This window comes from Haloplanus litoreus, from assembly GCF_045690335.1.
Lineage (GTDB): Archaea > Halobacteriota > Halobacteria > Halobacteriales > Haloferacaceae > Haloplanus > Haloplanus litoreus.
Window position 1 is genome coordinate 600,603 of record NZ_CP147874.1, and the last position, 16,958, is coordinate 617,560.

The following is a 16,958-nucleotide window of genomic DNA, read 5'->3' on the forward strand; positions in this document are numbered from 1 at the left end:
CCGGGCGGGAGGCTTTTCACGACCGCCGCCCGCCGACGGGTATGGAGTGTGCGTTCGTGGGGTGTGGCGCGGTAGCCGAGAAGTACGCCGCCACCCTCGACACCTCGCCGCTCTCGCCGGTCGCGGCCTGTGACCTCGAGTCCGGCCGGGCGTCGTCGTTCGCGACCGACGTGGGCGCGACGGCCTACACCGACCTCGAGGCGATGCTCGACGCCACGGACGCGCCGCTGGTGGTGAATCTCACGAGCCACGCGTCGCACGCGGCGGTGACCGAACGGGCGCTCCGGGCGGGGCGGCACGTCTGGAGCGAGAAACCGCTCGCGCTCGACGCCGGGCGGGCGCGGGACCTGGTCGTTCTCGCTACCGAGCGAAATCTGGCGCTCGGCTGTGCACCCACCAACCCGGACGGCGAGTCCCAGCGACTCGCGCGGCGCGCCGTCGACGACGGCCGCCTCGGCCCGGTTCGCCTGGCCTACGCCCACGCCCACGTCGGCCGGGTGACCGAGTGGCACGACGACCCCGACTCCTTCCTCCAAGTCGGTCCGCTGTACGACGGCGCGGTGTACCCGCTCACCCTTCTCGTGTCGTGGTTCGGTCCCGTACGGCGGGTGCGAAGCGCCGACGCCGTCGACCCCTGGCCCGACCGGGAGGCGCGCCGGCCGGAGCGGCCCAGCCACGTCGAGGCGACACTCGAGTTCGCGGCCGGCCCGCTGGTGCGACTCACCGCGAGTTTCTACGCCCCCCACCGGAGTCGGGAGTTCACGAGCCTCGAACTGCACGGCGACGACGCCTCGCTGTACCTCGACGACGCGGGCGCCCTCGGCGGCGACGGCGGCGGCCACGTCTCGGTGGGGCGGCAGGGGCGGGGGTACACCCCGAACCCCCTCACCGCCCCGTCGCGGCGGCGGCCGTACCTCGCCGGCCCGGAGCGCCTCGCGGCGAGCGTCCGACGGGGACGGCCCGCCCGCGACACCGCCCACCGCGGCGCTCACGTCGTCGCCGTCTGCAACGCGGTCGAGCGAGCGGCAGAGCGAGGCGAGACGGTCACGGTGGACGCGTTCGGCGTCGCGACGGCCGACGGTCGGGACGTGGTGTGGGGCGTGGGTGGCAGCGACGCACCCGACGCGGGCGGCGTCGTCACCCCTCCGGACGCCTCGCTTCGCCTGCCGCCGGTCGGGGTCGGCTGTTCGCGCTACCGCGACGGAACCTACGTCGACCGACGGGACTCCATCGAACGAGCGCTGGACGCGGGGTATCGCTTCCTCGATTCCGCGGAACTCTACGGCAACGAGGCGCGGATCGGCGAGGTTCTGGCCGCGCCGGGGAGTCCCGACCGTGAGGCCCTGTTCGTCGCGAGCAAGGCGTGGAACACCAACCACGCCCACGTCGCGGAAGCCTGTGAGACGACGCTCGCGGATCTGGGACTCGACCGACTCGACTGCTACATGCTCCACTGGCCGGAGTCGTGGGCCTACACCGGGCCGCTTCGGCGACTGGCCGACCTCCCAGTCGAGCGACAGGAGGCGCTCACCTTCCCCGAAACGGCCGATGGCGACCGGGCGACGGCGGACGTGAGCCTCGAATCGGCGTGGCGGCAACTGGAGGCCGTCCACGACCGAGGGTTGGCGGCGACGCTCGGAATCTGTAACGTCGACCTGACGACGCTCGCCGACCTCGTCGCCGCCGCCCGCGTCCCCCCGTCCGTCGTGCAGGTGGCCTGTCACCCCTACCGCCCCCGGACCGACCTGGTGGAGTGGTGTCACGAGCGGGGAATCCGGGTCGTCGCGCACTCGCCGCTGTCGGTGCCGGGCTTGCTGGACGACCCGGTCGTCGCGGACGTCGCCGCCGAGATGGGCGTCTCGCCCGCGGCAGCGATCCTCGCGTGGCACGTCGGCCGGGGGGTCGTCCCCATCCCGGCGAGCGTCGACGCCGACCACGTAGTCGAGAATCTCGCCGCGGCACAGCATCGTCTCCCGGAGGGGGCGCGAGAACGGTTCGCGGCGCTCGAAGACCCCGAGTTCGAACGATGAGCGGGGAGAACGTCCGTGGACGGCGACTGGGTGCCGCGGCGGTGACGGCGACGGCCGTCGCCGCCGCGGGCGTGGCCGTCGGGGGGTGGACGCTCGTCGCCGACGCGACCACCCGCGCCGCCGCGAACCGCTGGACGCTGGTGACGGGGGCGGTCCTCGCGTACGAGGTGAGCTTTCTCGCGTACCACCTCGACGCCGACCGGCCGGCCGCGGCCCTCGCCCCGCCGAATCTCGTCACGCTGACCCGGGGGCTGCTGTACGCCGCGACGGCGGGGTTTCTCGTCGTACCACCGTCGCCGGCGGTTCGCTGGGCACCCGCCGTCTGTTACGGCGTCGGCGTCTCCCTCGACGTCGTCGACGGCCGCCTCGCGCGGTGGACGGGACAGACGACGCCGCTCGGGGAGAAACTCGACCACGCGTTCGACACGCTCGGCTTTCTGGTCGCACCGCTCGTCGGCGTCGCCTGGGGCCGTCTCCCCGTCGCCTACCTCACGCTGTCGGCGGCACGCTACGTCTACCGCGCCGGGTGCTGGTGGCACCGACGGCGGGGACGACCGGTCGGCGACCTGCCGGAGAGTCGGGTGCGACGGCCGCTGGCAGCGCTCCAGATGGGCTTTGTCACCGTCGCGCTGACACCGATCCTCCCGGCTGCGCTCGTCCACCCGGCGAGCCTCCTGATCGTCTCGCCGTCGCTCGCGACGTTCGTCCGCGACTACCTGTCCGTCACGGGGCGACTCGACGGACGATCGGTCGAATAGCCACACGACGCGGGTGGGCGGCAGTATGAAGTGAGCGGCGTCGCAAGGACGGGCGTGACTGGAAGCGTCGAGGACGCGGACGAACGGGGGTCGGCCCTCCCGTCGACCGGACGGTCGCTCTACTTCACCGGCCCTCGATCCATCAGCATCGAGCGGGAGTCGGTGAACGGTCCCGACCCCGACGAAGTGCTCGTCGAGGTGTGCGTTTCTGCGGTGAGTTCGGGGACCGAGCTCCTGATCTACCGGGGGGAGATGCCCCGCGACCTGGCCGCGGACGCGACCATCGACGCCCTCGGCGACGACCTCTCCTACCCGCTGAAGTACGGCTACGCGACGGTCGGAGAGGTGGTGGACTGCGGCGCGAACGTCGACGAACGATGGCACGGCCGGCGCGTGTTCGCGTTCAATCCCCACGAGAGCCACTTCGTCGCGTCGCCGGCCGATCTCTTTCCGGTGCCCGAGGACGTGTCGACGGCGACGGCCGCCCTCCTGCCGACGGCAGAGACGGCGACGACGCTCGTCATGGACGGGCGCCCGCGAGTGGGGGAACGCGTCGTCGTCTTCGGCGCGGGGATGGTCGGACTCGTCACGACGAGCGTCCTCTCCGCGTTCCCGCTGGATCGGCTCACGGTGGTCGAACCCGTCGCCGACAGGCGGGAGATGGCCGCTCGCCTCGGCGCCGACGAGACGCTCCACCCCGAGGCGGCGGCCGAAATCGGCGAACGGGGCGACCCCGCGGGCGCGGATCTGGCCTACGAACTCTCGGGGTCGCCCGCGACGCTCGACGACGCCATCGACGCCGTGGGGTACGACGGCCGGATCGTCGTCGGATCGTGGTACGGTCGCAAGCGCGCGGAGACGGACCTCGGGGGGTTTTTCCACCGGAACCGCATCGACGTGTCGTCGAGCCAGGTGAGCACGCTCGCGCCCGAACTCCGGGGGCGGTGGACCAAGACACGCCGGATGGGGGTGGCGTGGGACCGCCTCCGGGACCTACCCGCCGACCGCCTCGTCACCCACCGGATCGGGTTCGAGGACGCCGCCGAGGCCTACCGACTGCTCGACGGCGGCCCCGAGAACGCCTTACAGGTGTTGCTCGATTTCGCGTGAGCCGAGCGTATAAGTCCGTCCCTGCCCACGACCGGGTATGTTCCGGCTCTCGGTGTCGCGGGACTTCGTAGCCCAGCACTTCCTCACGGTCCCCGACCCCGGTCCCGAAGGCGAGGTCCACAGCCACCACTTCGAGGTGGCAGTGCGCTTCGCCGGACCCGACCTCAACGAGTACGGCTACCTCGTGGACATCGACGCCGTCGACGCCGCGCTCGACCGCCTCGAATCTCGGTACGCCGACGCGCTCCTCAACGACCTACCGGAGTTCGAGGGGAGGAACCCCAGCGTCGAGCGGTTCGCGCGGGTCTTCGGCGACCGGTTCGTCGAGCACGTCCCCACCGACCACCCCACGCGCCTGACCGTCCGGATGTGGGAGGACGAAGACGCGTGGGCCAGTCACGAGCGATCACTGTAATGGACCACGCCGACGAGCGGTATCTGGCGGCGAAACGCACGGTCGACGACCGGGCGCTCGACCGGCGGGTCCGGGACCGCCTCCTCGACGAACTCCCGGCCGCCCCCCGGGTGCTGGAGGCGGGGTGTGGCACCGGCGTCACCGTCCCGCGCCTCGTGGACTGGGGCGTGACCGCCGGTGCGTACCGCGGCGTCGACCGGAATCGGGCCGTCGTCGAAGCCGCCCGGGAGTCGCGGGCGGCGGAACTCGACGCCGAGCCGGTAGAGGGTGGGTTCCGCGTCGACGATCTGACCGTCCGCTTCGAGGCCGGGGACGCGCTGAACGCCTTCGGCGACGAGCGGGCGGACCTCGTGGTAGCGCAGGCGTTTCTCGACCTCGTCCCCGTCGAGGCGGCGCTCGACGCCTTCGCGGCGGCGCTCGGTCCCGACGGCCTGGTGTACGCGCCGATCACGTTCGACGGCGAGACCATCTTCCAGCCGGCGCATCCGTCCGACGACGCCGTCGTCGCGGCGTACCACGCGGCCATCGACGACGCGCCGGGACGGGATTCACGGGCGGGACGCCACCTGCTCGATCACTGTCGGGAGCGAGCGGGGGAACTGCTGGCGGCCGCCGCGTCGGACTGGGTGGTCCACCCCCGAAACGGCGGCTATCCCGCCGACGAGCGCCACTTTCTCGACACCATCCTGTCGTTCGTCGCGGACGCAGTCGACGGCACGGTGCCGGAAGCCGACGCGTGGCTCCGGACCCGCCGACGGCAGTTGGCGGCGGGGACGCTGACCTACGTCGCCCACGGGTACGACGTCCTCTACCGGCCCGAGTCCAGGTGAGCCGTCGGCGGGGGGACCGCCACCCCGGACCGGCGTCCGTCGGCGCTCTGGCCCGCCGTAGCGGTCGTCGCGCGCCGGGCGCGCTGCCGAGCCGTCGGCGTCGGTGCCGTCCGCGACGCCCTCGGTCGGACTGCTCGCGACGTCGGGCGTTCTGAACGACGTCACCTCGTTCGGGCAGGTGGGCGGCGGCCCGGTGAGCGGGGTGCGGGTGGCGTGGCGCCGGCCGTGGCCGCGGCGACGGAGCCTACGTCTCCCGGCGGTAGAGGACGACGAGGATGGCGATCAGCGCCACCTGGACGACCTTGTCACCGATGCCGCCGGGACTGAGGACGTTCGGCCAGTTCAGGTAGAAGTAGAGGACCACCTGCACCCCGGTGAAGGGAATCCCGACGAGATAGAGGAGGCGGCGCCGGTAGTCCAGAAGGAGGAGGAGGACGGCGACGAAGAAGGCGACACCCGCGAGGACGAAGCTGACGCCCTGGAGCGTATCGATGGCGAGGGCGCCGAAGACCAAGTGGACCACTCCCGTGATGACCGCTAGAACGATGCCGACCCAGTGGAGTCGGGTGAGTGACGCCGTCTCGAACGATGACGTGAATGACATTCTCACACAGTGTAGGGCGTCGGCGACCTAAAGGGTCGGGTCGGCCGAGGTGAGCGCACTCAGCGACGACGACACCAGGCCGTCGGCGGAGTGACTGGCCACGGGCCACTGCCGGTTCGAGGAATCGTTTCGGATGTGCCACCCGGGAGTGTCGCGGACGGCGTTCGACTCGGTGCCTGAAGAGCGGTTGACACGGAAGTATCCGGGGTAGTGCGGGGAAACGTGGCCGTGACGCCGATGGGATGGCTCTATCGACGGACGCGGGCGGAAGGGGCGACCCAGCCGATTCGGCGGGTGCGGGACGCGATGGGGCGGCGCGTCCGTGGAGAGTGACGAACGGCTATCGCCGCTCGGAGAGCGCGACGTAGGCCGAGTGCTCGGTGAGCGACGTGCGGATCGAGGCGGCGACGAGGAGCGGGAGCATCACCACGGCGGCCGTGGCGGCGGCGGCTGGGTCGAAGAAGTAGCCCGCGGCGGCGACGGCGACGACCGTCGCAACCATCACGGACCCGAGTACGACCCGCGCTTCGGGGGGCCCCTCGCCCGAAGCGGGGCCGAATCGTTCGTCGTAGGTGTCGGAGACGGCGGCCATTGTTCTCTTAGCAAATTATGGCCAGACCCAAATATATTTAACGAGGTAATCATCGACCATGATTAAAATGGACGATCCTGAGGAATGCTGCCGAGAAAGTAACTGAACGATAGTTACATACTAGCGGGGCGCGGCCGACGAGTCGACCCGCTACGGATCGAAGTCGGCCATGAACGAGGTGTGGAGGCGGTAGAACAGCATCATACCGCCGACCCAACTGAGGATGCCGTAGGCGACGTAGGCGAGCGTCGGGAGTTCCATGTAGAAATACATGTACGACCCGATCAGCAGATACACGACGACGAAGACGCCGAGGATGCGGATACCGCGACTGGAAACCTGTTGTTTCGGATTGGCCATGGTGGAACGGCGGCACGGGTGCCGGTGTGTACCGGAGGTGAGTCGGCCCGCAGGTTAAGGACGAAAGTTCATGCAAAACCTGCGAAAGGCGTCGACACTATATGGTGGAGAGGTCAACGAACGGTATGATTCGCGTAGGCGTTAACGGGTACGGTACCATCGGGAAGCGGGTTGCCGACGCAGTGAACTCGATGCCCGACATGGAACTCGTGGGCATCGGCAAGGCCAGTCCGAACCACACGGCGGACGCGGCCGCCGAGCGGGGCTACGACATCTACGTCCCGGAGGGTCGACACGACGGATTCGACGACGTGGGCATGGCCGTCGCGGGGGACATCCACGACCTGATCGAGACGAGCGACATCGTCGCCGACGCGACGCCGGCCGGGATGGGCGCGGAGTACCGTCCCATCTACGAGGAACACGACACGCCCGCGCTGTTCCAGGGTGGCGAGGGCGCCGACGTGGCCGACGCGAGTTTCACCGCCCGCGCCAACTACTCCGAGGCGACCGACAAGGACTACGTCCGGATCGTCTCCTGTAACACGACGGGGCTGAACCGGATGTTCGCACCGCTTCACGAGGAGTACGGCGTCGAGCGCGCGAGCATCACGCTCGTGCGCTGTCGCGGCGAGCACGCGGTCATCTCGGCCGACCCCGTCACGCTGCCGTCCCACCACGGCCCCGACGCCCTCGAAGTGATCCCCGACATGGGACCGATCACGACGATGGGCATGAAGGTGCCGACGGTGCGGCATCACTTCCACGGCATCAACGTGGAACTCGGCGCAGAGCCGAGCGCCGAGGAGGTCCGCGACCTGCTCGCGTCACAGTCGCGCATCCACGTGATCGACGGCGACCTGGGCATCGACTCGGGCTGGGAACTCCAGGAGTTCGCCTTGGACCGTGGCCGCGACCGGATGAACCTCTACGAGAATCAGATCTTCGAGGACTCCATCAGCATGGACGGCCCGCAGCTCCACCTGTTCCAGTCCATCCACCGCGAGAGCGACGTGGTGCCGGAGAACGTGGACGCCATCCGTGCGATGATGGGCGACGCCGACGCGGCGGAGAGCATCGAACTGACGAACGAAGTCATGGGTATCGGCGACATCTAAATGACGGCAAACGAGACCGAGGCAATCGAGGACGAGGAGTTGGAACCGGGGACGGAACTGGTCAGCGGCTACGGATCGAGTCCGGGCGTCGCGACCGGTCCCGTGAAGATCATCGCGGACATCGACGAAGCCGGCCGGATCGAGGAGGGCGACGTAATCGTCACCGAGATGACCGCCCCGGACATGGTGCCCGCGATGAAGCGCTCCGCGGGGATCATCACCGACGAGGGAGGGATGACCTCCCACGCGGCCATCGTCTCCCGGGAACTCGGCGTTCCGGCCATCGTCGGCTGTGGCGAGGCCACGTCGGTCCTGTCCGACGGCCAGCGGATCACGCTCGACGGCCAGAAAGGGACCGTCGTCGTCGCAAAAGCGGAGTCGGAGACGGTCGAGGTGGACGACGCCGATCCGGAGGGTGACCGCGCCACGACGGGCGGGGCCCCTACCACGGCGACCGAGGTGAAGGTGAACGTCTCCATCCCGGACGCAGCCCAGCGGGCCGCCGACACGGGCGCCGACGGCGTCGGCCTGCTCCGTCTCGAACACATCCTGCTGTCGACGAGCAAGACCCCCGAGAAGTACGTCGCCGATCACGGTGAGGACGCCTTCGTCGAGGAGATTTCCGAGGAGATCCGGAAGGTGGCGGACGCGTTCTATCCCCGGCCGGTGCGCGCTCGCACCCTCGACGCGCCGACCGACGAACTCGCGGAACTCGAAGGCGGCGAGGAGGAACCGCACGAACACAACCCGATGCTCGGCTACCGGGGCATCCGACGCAGCCTCAAGGAACCCGAGATGGTCAAACTCGAACTGCGGGCGTTCAAGCGCCTGCACGACATGGGCTACGACAACGTCGAGGTCATGTTCCCGCTTCCCAACGACGCGGAGGACGTGCGTCGGGCACGAGAACTGATGGACGAAGTCGGAATCGACCGGGAGAAACACCGCTGGGGCGCGATGATCGAGACGCCGGCCAGTATTCGATCCATCGACGAGATCATCGACGAGGGCATCGACTTCGTCGCGCTCGGTACCAACGACATCGTCCAGTTCATGCTCGCCGTCGACCGCAACAACGCGATGGTCGCGGACCGTTTCGACGACTTCCACCCAACCATCCTGGAGGCGATGGCGGAGGTCATCGAGGCGTGTAACGAACACGACGTCGATACCACCATCACGGGCCAGTCCGGCTCCCACCCGGACATGGCGAAGTTCCTCGTCGAGAAGGGAATCAGCTCGCTGTCCTCGAACATCGACGCCGTCGGCGAGGTGCGTCGCGTCGTCGCCCGCGCCGAACGGAAACTTTTGCTCGATTCCGCACGCGAGACGCTCGACGACGAGGACGACCCACAGATCGACTGACTGCGGCCGGAAGTTTCTCTTATCAGGTGCCAACGGCCGCGCGCCGGGCTGATCCCCGGCGCGATACCGTGCCCGTCGAGGGCGTCCGCGAGACCCGCCAGACACCACGCCTTCGAGAGGTTCACCCCGACGAGGTGAAAGGCGACCCCGTCTTCGGGGACCGAGACCACGTCGACGGGGGTCGAGAATCGTCGCGTCGGGGGAGTCGTGAGGTCGGGCAGGAAGCGGTCGAGCCACGCCCGGAACTCGTCGCGGTCGTACACCCGACGCATGAGGTCGGCCTCCGTCAGGGACGGCGACAGGAAGTCCCAACCGAGCGGTTCGGAGGCGACGGGGGCATCCCGGTCGTCGGCGAAGCGCTCGACTTCGCGGGCGACGTTCTCGGGCGTCACTCGCGCGTCGACGCCGCGGACGATGGCGGCCTCGTCGACGAGGCGGAGCGTCCGGACGAGCACCCAGTGGCTGTGGACCGCGGAGTGCCGGTCGTAGCAGCCGTAGAACACCGGGTGGCGTGTCGAGGGGCGGTCGGCGAGTCGACCGACCGCGCGTAGTGGGGATACTCCGTGTCGACGGACGCCAGCGGATGACGAGCGAGCGTCGCCGCCGTCTTCCGGTCGATCCAGTCGCTCCGTCCGGCGAGCAACGTTTCGGCGTCGACGGTCGCGAACGACATCAGGCGGCGTGTGGTCGCGGGGGCGTACTTGTGTGGCGCGTGCCCGTGGGGCACGGTCCGGCCGACGTCGCCACTGGCCGGTGAGTGCGCGAAGAAGAGTGGCGGCGGGACGCCGCCGGAGCCGGTCGAGACGCCGCGGTTACATCCCGAGCAGCGTCTGGATCGAGCCGCGCGCCTCCCAGACGCCGGACACGATCATGACGACACCCGCAAAGAGCGCGAGGGCAACGGCCCACCGGCGCGTCGGGGACAGAGAGTCGATGTCGATGTCGAAGGACATGTACATCACGGAGAGGTACATGAGGCCGATGACCGGCGCGAACAGCGCGCCGGAGAGGGCAAAGAGGATGAGCGGCGCCTCGAAGAGGAGGTTGAGCGCGAGGGGAATCGCCGCGAACAGCAGGACCGTTCCACGGAAGACGGTGTCACGGGTGATATCGAATTTGTCGAAGACACCGTGGAGCGCGAAGGCGTCCTCCCAGAGCCGCGACATGCCGTAGAGCGGGCCGATGAGCGTCGAGAAGAGGGCGGCGACGGTGGTCAGCAGGAAGAGGGTGGCGGACCACTCGCCGAACTGCGTCGTGAAGATATTGGCCATCTGAGGGATGACGGTGAACCCGCTGGGCTGGATACCCTGCGTGTGTAGCGTCGCCGCGGCGGCCGTCCACATGAAGAAGGAGAAGACGGCCAGGATGGTCGACGAGAGCAGGTTCTGCCAGAGGACGATGTCGCCCCAGCCCTTGAGGCGGTCGATCTCCTCGTCGGACAGGTCGTACTTGTCGATGTCGTGACCCTCTTCGAGGGGTTCGAACATCCCCATGACCTTGTCCTTCGCGAACCAGACGTAGGAGACGGTCGGGCCGAAGCCGGCACCGATCCAACCGAACATCGTGAGGACGAACGCCATCCCGCCGACGCCGAGACCGGAGACCTGTCCGGGAATCGACGGGACGAGACCGCCCGCGAGGCCACCGATCCACTGGTCGGCAGTGCTGAGCGAGACGAAGGCGATCAAAACGAGGAAGATCCACAGCAGCGACGTGGCGATCTTCTCGATCAGGTCGTAGGAACGTGTCATCACGATGCCGAGGCCGGCGAGGACGGTGACGATCATCCACACCTCGGTGGAGAGGGGGATCAGTTCTTGGAACGCGCCGGCAGTCTCGCCGAGGTGACCGGAGAGCCCGATGGCGTAGATCAGGCCGCCGAGGAACACATAATAGAAGATCCACTTCATCTTCCAACTCTTCTCGTACAGGGCGTCGAGGAACGTGTCGCCGGTCATGACGCCGTAGCGGACGAGATAGTACTGACCGAAAATCTTCGTGAACGTGATCAGGGGGATGAGCCAGATGCCCTCCATCCCGAGATACGCGCCGCCGAGGGGGACGCTCAACACCTCGCCGCCACCGATCTGTGAGGCGGTGAACACCCACGCCGGCCCCATGTAGCTGAGGAACTCCTTGAGCGTGGACGGGGGTTCGGAGATGCGCGATTCGGTCGCCGCGTCGACGGAGCCGGTACTCACGCCGACTCACCCCGCCGCGGATGGCCCACCGTCCGGTGGGCCGAACTGCGTGTCCGTGATCGAGGCTGCCGACGGGCGGTTCGTCCTGTGGCGTCGATCCGTGTCGACGCGGGAGTGAATCGTGGTGGGCTCTGCCGCATGTCCAAACCGATGAAAGATGGTGAACATAGTATAAACGCGGAAAGACGCACTTTTTGCATGATTTATCATGAAGACCATATTCCTTAAGGTCATTTAACAGCCTTGTTTTCCGGGTGTGTACGCGTGAAAATCGGATGACTGCGGCGGGACACCGTGGGGAGAACGCGCCGTCGGCGGGACGGCGAACCAGTCGGAGCGTAGTAACGAATGACGCGGTCGAAAGCGCTTTAATTATTGTTAGGAATTACTGATACCATGGTGATACTGACAGCCATTGACAGAGATCCCGGATGCAAGGGAGTCGTCGAGACGGCCCACGACCTCGCGACGGGCATGGACATGGAGATGGTGGTGCTCCACGTCATTCCCGAAGACGGGAACGAGGAGGCCGCCAGGGAGGAGATATCCGAGATGGTCCGCTCGGTCGTCGGCGACCTGGATGACGTGGACCTTCGGATCGTGCCCGAACAGACGCGGCGCGACCTGCCGACCGGTCGGACCGCCAACCACATCCTGCAGGTGGCCGAGGAGATCGATCCGGACTACATCGTCATCGGGTCGCGAAAGCGCACGGGTCTCGGGAAGATTCTACTCGGGAGCGTCTCGAAGCTGATTCTGGCGAACGCGAACGTGCCCGTCGTGACGGTCGAACAGAAGCGGAAGGCGGAGGCCTGACTATCGGCGCAAGCGGAGGTAGATTCCCCCGCCGGCGAGTGCCGCGGCGACGCCGGCGGCGACGAGCAACAGCCGATAGCCGGCGAGCGGCGAGCGGAAGGCAACGCCCGCGGTGGCGGTGAACCCGACCGGGCCGAGCGTCTGGCCGAGTCGCAACACGCTGGTGCGCATCCCCATCACGCCGGCGCGAAGGTCGTCGTCGACGAGCGTGACGACCGCGGTGTCGATGGAGGGCATCACGACACCGAAGCCGACGCCGAAGACGAGCAGCGACGCACCAACGGCGAGCGGCGAGGGGGAGAGCCGGACCGCGAGGAGTCCCACGCCGTAGGCGACGAAGCCGAGGGCGACGAGTTCCGACGGCGACCGGAGATCCGAGAGTCGGCCGTACTGCGAGGAGACGGCGGCGCTCGCGAGCGCGACGGCCGACAGGGTGGCGCCGATCCGGCCGGCTCCGAGGCCGAAGGCGTCGCTCAGGAGGAGGGGCAGGACGGTCAGAACGGCGCCGTAGAAGATGAAGAACGCGGCGAAGAGCGCGGCGAAGATGGCGAGCGCCCGGGGCAACACGGCGACGGCCCGCAGGCGGCCGAGGTAGGTGCGCACGTCGGTCGAGCGCGAGGCGTCCGGTTCGGTCAGCGCCACCGCCGCGAAGAGACCGACGAGGACGGCGACGCCGAAAAAGAGGAAGGGGGCGTTCCAGCGGATGCCCGCGAGCGCACCGCCGAGGAGCGGGTAGAACGCGGCGCCAGTGCCGATGGTGCTCCCGTTCAGTCCCATCACTGCGTCGCGACGGCGGCCGTCGTAGACGTCGCCGATCAGCGTCACCGCGAGCGTGATGAGGGCGCTCGCACCCACGCCCTGGAGGAGGCGGAGGACGAGTACCTCGGTGAAGGTGCGGGCGAAGGCGACGCCGGTGCCCGCAGCAGCGAAGAGAAAGAGGAGGGGAATCACGACGCGGCGGCGGCCGAAGCGGTCGGCGACGAGGCCGACGAAGGGCGTGACGACGACACCGGGAAGCGTGTAGGCGGTGATGACCAGGCCGATGGCGGCGTCGGAGACGCCGAAGACGGGACGCAGATCCGGGAGGACCGGGCTGACCAGCGAGACACCCATCACGCCCATCAGCGAACACGAGAGGACGACGTAGAGCGTACTCGACCGCCACGGGACGAGCGCCAGCCCCCGGTCCCCATCCAGATCGAACACGGAGAGAGGTTGCGCGGTGGGTTTGTTACCGTTGGGTTCGCGGAAACGGGGGCCTAGAACTGCTCGGCGGTGTCGACGTCGACGCCCACGTCCGCCTCGTCCGGGGAGAAGCGGCCGTCCGCGCTGACCGCGCCGGTGATCGGTGCGTCGCCGGTCTCGACCGTCGCCTCACTAGGCAGATAGTAACTACGTACAGTGTCGTATATTCGGTCGTGTGGGCGGAGACCGAACGTTGATGCGAGCGAGTGTGCTACGGTGAATACGGGCACGAATCGACGGACGCCCGGTCATCCATGACGAACGTGCGCGCCGAGGAACTGAGCTACGAGGTCGGGGGCGACCGTATCCTCGACGAGGTGTCGCTCGACGTCGCGAGCGGGGAGACGATGGCCATCGTCGGCCCCTCCGGCGCCGGAAAATCGTCGTTGCTCCGCCTGCTCAACCGGCTCGACGAGCCGACCAGTGGCACGGTGTACCTCGACGGGACCGACTACCGGACGCTGGAACCGGAGACGCTGCGAAAGCGGGTGGGACTGGTGCCACAGCAACCGGCGCTCCGGGACGGGACCGTCCGCGAGAACGTCACCATCGGCCCGCGGCTCCGCGGCGAGTCGGTCCCCGAGGAGCGCCTCGCGGAGCTACTGGAGCGGGTGGGGCTCGCGGGGTACGCGGACCGCGACGTGGCGGACCTGTCGGGCGGCGAGGCCCAGCGGGTCGCCATCGCGCGGACGGTCGTCAACGATCCCGAGGTGCTCCTGCTCGACGAACCGACGGCGAGCCTCGACAGCGAGAGCGAGGCGGCGATCGAACGGCTGTTGACCGACCTGCTCGCCTCGGGCGAGCGGACGGCGATCCTCGTCACACACGACGAGCGACAGGCCACGCGGCTGGCCGACCGCGTGGCCCGCTTCGCCGACGGACGGATCGTCGAGGTGGGAACGCCACGGGAGGTGATCACGTGATCGCCGTCCCCGAGAGGCTGTCAGATCCGGTCGTCGTCGAGGGGCTCTTTCAGGTGGCCGCAGCGACGGCGCTCGCGGCCGTCGTCATCGCCATCTCGTCGATCCGGGGTCTGGGACTGGAGCGAGAACTCGGCGGCTCCTTCGCCCGTGGCTTCGTGCAGGTGCTCGCGATGGGGGCGCTCATCGGCGCGCTCTTTTCCATCCCGCTCGCCTACTCGGGACTCCTGCTCGCGGCGATGGTCTGTTATGCCGCCTGGGAGTCGCGCAAGCGTGGCGACGGCGTGCCCCGCGCCTTCCGCATCTCCGTGTTCTCGCTCGCCCTCGGTGCCGGGGTGGTCATCGTGACCATGGTCGCCGCGGGCGCCATCGAGCGGACCGTCCGGAACCTCGTCCCCGTCGGGGGGATGATCATCGCGAACGCGATGAAGACGAACTCGCTGACGCTGGATCGATTTCAGGGGGAAATAGCGTCCAACCGTGGGGAAATCGAGGCCGTCCTCGCCCTCGGCGTGCCGCCCGAACGGGCCGTCTCGGAGTTCGTCACCGAGTCGGTACGGGCGTCGCTCATCCCCGTCGTCGACGCGATGCGGACGCTCGGGCTGGTGTACATCCCGGGGATGATGTCGGGGATGATCCTCGGCGGTGCGAACCCCATCTACGCCGCCGAGTACCAGTTCGTCATCATGGGGATGATCTTCGCCGCGGGCGGCCTGACCAGCATGACGACCAGCCTCCTGCTCTCCCGGGCTGCCTTCACCGACGCGGCCCAGCTCCGGGCGTTCGACGCCACCGAGTGGACGGTGTTCGGGGCGGTCCGGGCGGCCCTGAATCGGCGCTGACGACGTCCGGTTCGGCGGTCACGTCCGTCGCACGGGTATTACACGCCGGGATGGGCGAACGGCGAGGAGGGAGATCAGGCCGACTCGACGGCGTCGATGAGGGCGTCGTAGTCGGGTTCGTTCGTCGGGTCGTCGGCCACCCAGCGGTAGGTGACGGTGCCGTCCGCGTCGACGACGAACACGGCGCGGTTCGCGATGCCGTAGAGGCCGAGGTCCGGGATGTCCATCTCCAGGCCGTAGGCCCGGATGGCGTCGCCGGCCATGTCGCTCACGAGGTCGAACTCGAGGCCGTGTTCCTCGCGGAAGGCGCCCTGCGAGAACGGGGAGTCCGCGCTCAGGCCGAAGACGGTCGCGCCGACATCCCGGAAGCCGTCGAGGTGCTCCTGGAGCGCGAGCATCTCGTTCCGGCAGGGCGGGGTGAAGGCGCCGGGGAAGAAGGCGAGGACGACGGGACCGTCGCCGAGGTGGTCCGCGAGGTCGAACGGCTCGTGTTCTGCGGTGCCGACCGTCGCGGTGAACGTGGGTGCGGTGTCGCCAGTGGATACCATGCACGGACGTTGGGTCGGCATCGGAATAAAACCAGCCACGAACGGGGGTCGATCCCCGACAGCGCTATGTGTCCGGCTCCGGAGGGACGGATATGGCTCGGTTCGACGCGGCGGAGCTGCGGGCGGGTGCGGCGTCGATTCTCGACGGTCTCGGGACGCCGCCGGCGGTCGCCGAGGAGGTGGCAGCCTCGCTGGTGCGGGCGGATCTGCGTGGGCACGAATCACACGGAGTCGTACGGCTAGCGACGGCGTACGGATCGATGGTCGATGCGGGAGCGATCGATCCGGCGGCGACGGCGACCGTCGCCTCCCGGGACGGGGCGACCGTGACGGTCGACGGTCGGCGGGCGTTCGGTCAGCACACCGGCCGTGTCGCCGTCGACGCCGGTGCAACCGCAGCGGCGGCACACGGCGTCGCCGTCGTGGGCGTTCGCAACGGCACCCACCTCGGGCGGATCGGGGAGTGGGCCGAACGGGCCGCCGACCGTGGACTCGCGTTCGTCGCGTTCGTCAACAGCGGCGTGTCGACGCCGACGGTGACGGTGCCCGGGAGCGCCGACCGAACCCTGTCGACGAACCCCATCGCCGTCGGCCTCCCCACGTTCGACGCCCGGCCGTTCCCGGTCGTCCTCGACATGGCGACCAGTCAGGTGGCCCACGGGAAGGTGACACGACGGCACGTCGACGGGACGACGATGCCCGAGGAGTGGACGACGACCGCCGACGGGGAGGGCGTGACCGACGCGACGGCGTTCGAGGAGGGAGCAGGGTCACTCCTGCCGCTGGGCGGCCTGACGGCCGGCTACAAGGGCTTCGGCCTGGCGACGGTGGCGGAGTTGCTGGCCGGCGTCGTCGGCGGGAGCGCGGTGTTCGGCACCGAAGACCCCGGACACGTGAACAACGGCGCCGTCTTCGTGTTCGTCGATCCGCTGGCGTTCGCGACGCGGGACCGGATCGAACGTCTGATCGACGCCTTCGACGCGCACGTCGGGACGGCCGAGATGTACGACGCCGTTCCCCGCCCGCCGACGGCGGGCGCCGACCGGCCGCTCCTCCCCGGCGAACCCGAACACCGGACGGCGACGGAGCGACGCACCGACGGCATCCCGATGAGCGACCGGACGATGGCGGCGCTGGCGGACGTCGCGGACGATCTGGGCGTCGACGTCGACGGGTGAGGCGTGACGGCGTGGCTGATCTCCGG

General features: G+C 68.9%; 17 protein-coding genes and 2 pseudogenes. 11 read left to right on the plus strand and 8 right to left on the minus strand.

Features of this window, described 5'->3' with window-relative positions; translation table 11 throughout:
* Positions 1-41 precede the first annotated feature (41 nt).
* The 5 genes from V8686_RS03365 to V8686_RS03385 are packed head-to-tail and all read left to right on the plus strand — an operon-like array spanning position 42 to position 5,143.
* Positions 42-2,030 (plus strand): aldo/keto reductase, encoded by a 1,989-nt coding sequence (locus V8686_RS03365; protein ID WP_379702544.1) that lies wholly within the window; start codon positions 42-44, stop codon positions 2,028-2,030.
* Complete coding sequence (locus V8686_RS03370; protein WP_379702545.1) at positions 2,027-2,788, plus strand: CDP-alcohol phosphatidyltransferase family protein; 762 nt, start codon at positions 2,027-2,029, stop codon at positions 2,786-2,788. Before V8686_RS03365 ends, V8686_RS03370 begins: the two co-directional genes overlap by 4 nt.
* A gap of 54 nt (positions 2,789-2,842) precedes the next feature.
* Complete coding sequence (locus V8686_RS03375) at positions 2,843-3,898, plus strand: zinc-dependent alcohol dehydrogenase (protein WP_379702546.1); 1,056 nt, start codon at positions 2,843-2,845, stop codon at positions 3,896-3,898.
* A gap of 37 nt (positions 3,899-3,935) precedes the next feature.
* Positions 3,936-4,313 carry a 6-pyruvoyl trahydropterin synthase family protein gene (locus V8686_RS03380; protein ID WP_379702547.1) on the plus strand — a complete coding sequence of 126 codons (378 nt, stop codon included), beginning with the start codon at positions 3,936-3,938 and terminating at the stop codon, positions 4,311-4,313.
* On the plus strand, positions 4,313-5,143 hold the full coding sequence (locus V8686_RS03385) for a class I SAM-dependent methyltransferase (protein WP_379702548.1): 831 nt from the start codon (positions 4,313-4,315) through the stop codon (positions 5,141-5,143). Before V8686_RS03380 ends, V8686_RS03385 begins: the two co-directional genes overlap by 1 nt.
* Positions 5,144-5,387: 244 nt before the next feature.
* On the opposite strand, the gene V8686_RS03390 is transcribed toward V8686_RS03385, so the two are convergent.
* From V8686_RS03390 to V8686_RS03400, 3 genes are all read right to left on the minus strand, one after another.
* Positions 5,388-5,747: a DUF7475 family protein gene (locus V8686_RS03390; RefSeq protein WP_379702549.1), complete on the minus strand. Its 360-nt coding sequence runs from the start codon at positions 5,745-5,747 to the stop codon at positions 5,388-5,390.
* 340 nt (positions 5,748-6,087) lie between these two features.
* On the minus strand, positions 6,088-6,339 hold the full coding sequence (locus tag V8686_RS03395; protein WP_379702551.1) for a hypothetical protein: 252 nt from the start codon (positions 6,337-6,339) through the stop codon (positions 6,088-6,090).
* Between the two features lie 150 nt (positions 6,340-6,489).
* Positions 6,490-6,699: a hypothetical protein gene (locus V8686_RS03400; protein WP_379702552.1), complete on the minus strand. Its 210-nt coding sequence runs from the start codon at positions 6,697-6,699 to the stop codon at positions 6,490-6,492.
* A gap of 125 nt (positions 6,700-6,824) precedes the next feature.
* On the opposite strand from V8686_RS03400, the gene V8686_RS03405 reads away from it, so the two are divergent.
* Entirely contained in the window at positions 6,825-7,817 is a 993-nt protein-coding gene (locus tag V8686_RS03405; protein ID WP_379702553.1) for a type II glyceraldehyde-3-phosphate dehydrogenase, read from the plus strand.
* Positions 7,818-7,865: 48 nt separating this feature from the next.
* Positions 7,866-9,182, plus strand: a pseudogene (locus V8686_RS03410) (putative PEP-binding protein); the annotation flags it as partial.
* A 59-nt stretch (positions 9,183-9,241) separates the two neighbouring features.
* Here the strand turns inward: V8686_RS03410 and V8686_RS03415 are convergent.
* Positions 9,242-9,855, minus strand: a pseudogene (locus V8686_RS03415) (DUF2891 family protein); the annotation flags it as partial.
* Between the two features lie 139 nt (positions 9,856-9,994).
* Positions 9,995-11,383 (minus strand): Nramp family divalent metal transporter, encoded by a 1,389-nt coding sequence (locus tag V8686_RS03420; protein ID WP_379702554.1) that lies wholly within the window; start codon positions 11,381-11,383, stop codon positions 9,995-9,997.
* Positions 11,384-11,779: 396 nt separating this feature from the next.
* On the opposite strand from V8686_RS03420, the gene V8686_RS03425 reads away from it, so the two are divergent.
* On the plus strand, positions 11,780-12,199 hold the full coding sequence (locus V8686_RS03425) for a universal stress protein (RefSeq protein ID WP_379702555.1): 420 nt from the start codon (positions 11,780-11,782) through the stop codon (positions 12,197-12,199).
* Here V8686_RS03425 and V8686_RS03430 read toward each other — a convergent pair whose 3' ends face one another.
* Complete coding sequence (locus V8686_RS03430) at positions 12,200-13,405, minus strand: MFS transporter (RefSeq protein ID WP_379702556.1); 1,206 nt, start codon at positions 13,403-13,405, stop codon at positions 12,200-12,202.
* Positions 13,406-13,458: 53 nt separating this feature from the next.
* A complete protein-coding gene (locus tag V8686_RS03435) occupies positions 13,459-13,674 on the minus strand; it encodes a hypothetical protein (protein WP_379702557.1) in 216 nt (71 codons plus the stop codon).
* 24 nt (positions 13,675-13,698) lie between these two features.
* On the opposite strand from V8686_RS03435, the gene V8686_RS03440 reads away from it, so the two are divergent.
* Positions 13,699-14,367, plus strand: coding sequence for an ABC transporter ATP-binding protein (locus tag V8686_RS03440; RefSeq protein ID WP_379702558.1), 669 nt, complete (start codon positions 13,699-13,701; stop codon positions 14,365-14,367).
* Positions 14,364-15,206, plus strand: a complete 843-nt coding sequence (locus V8686_RS03445; RefSeq protein WP_379702559.1) for an ABC transporter permease — start codon at positions 14,364-14,366, stop codon at positions 15,204-15,206. The genes V8686_RS03440 and V8686_RS03445 overlap by 4 nt, the downstream gene beginning before the upstream one ends.
* Before the next feature lie 74 nt (positions 15,207-15,280).
* On the opposite strand, the gene V8686_RS03450 is transcribed toward V8686_RS03445, so the two are convergent.
* On the minus strand, positions 15,281-15,754 hold the full coding sequence (locus V8686_RS03450; RefSeq protein ID WP_379702560.1) for a redoxin domain-containing protein: 474 nt from the start codon (positions 15,752-15,754) through the stop codon (positions 15,281-15,283).
* Between the two features lie 92 nt (positions 15,755-15,846).
* Between V8686_RS03450 and V8686_RS03455 the strand changes: the two genes are divergently transcribed.
* Positions 15,847-16,932 carry an Ldh family oxidoreductase gene (locus V8686_RS03455; protein ID WP_379702561.1) on the plus strand — a complete coding sequence of 362 codons (1,086 nt, stop codon included), beginning with the start codon at positions 15,847-15,849 and terminating at the stop codon, positions 16,930-16,932.
* Positions 16,933-16,958: the final 26 nt, after the last annotated feature.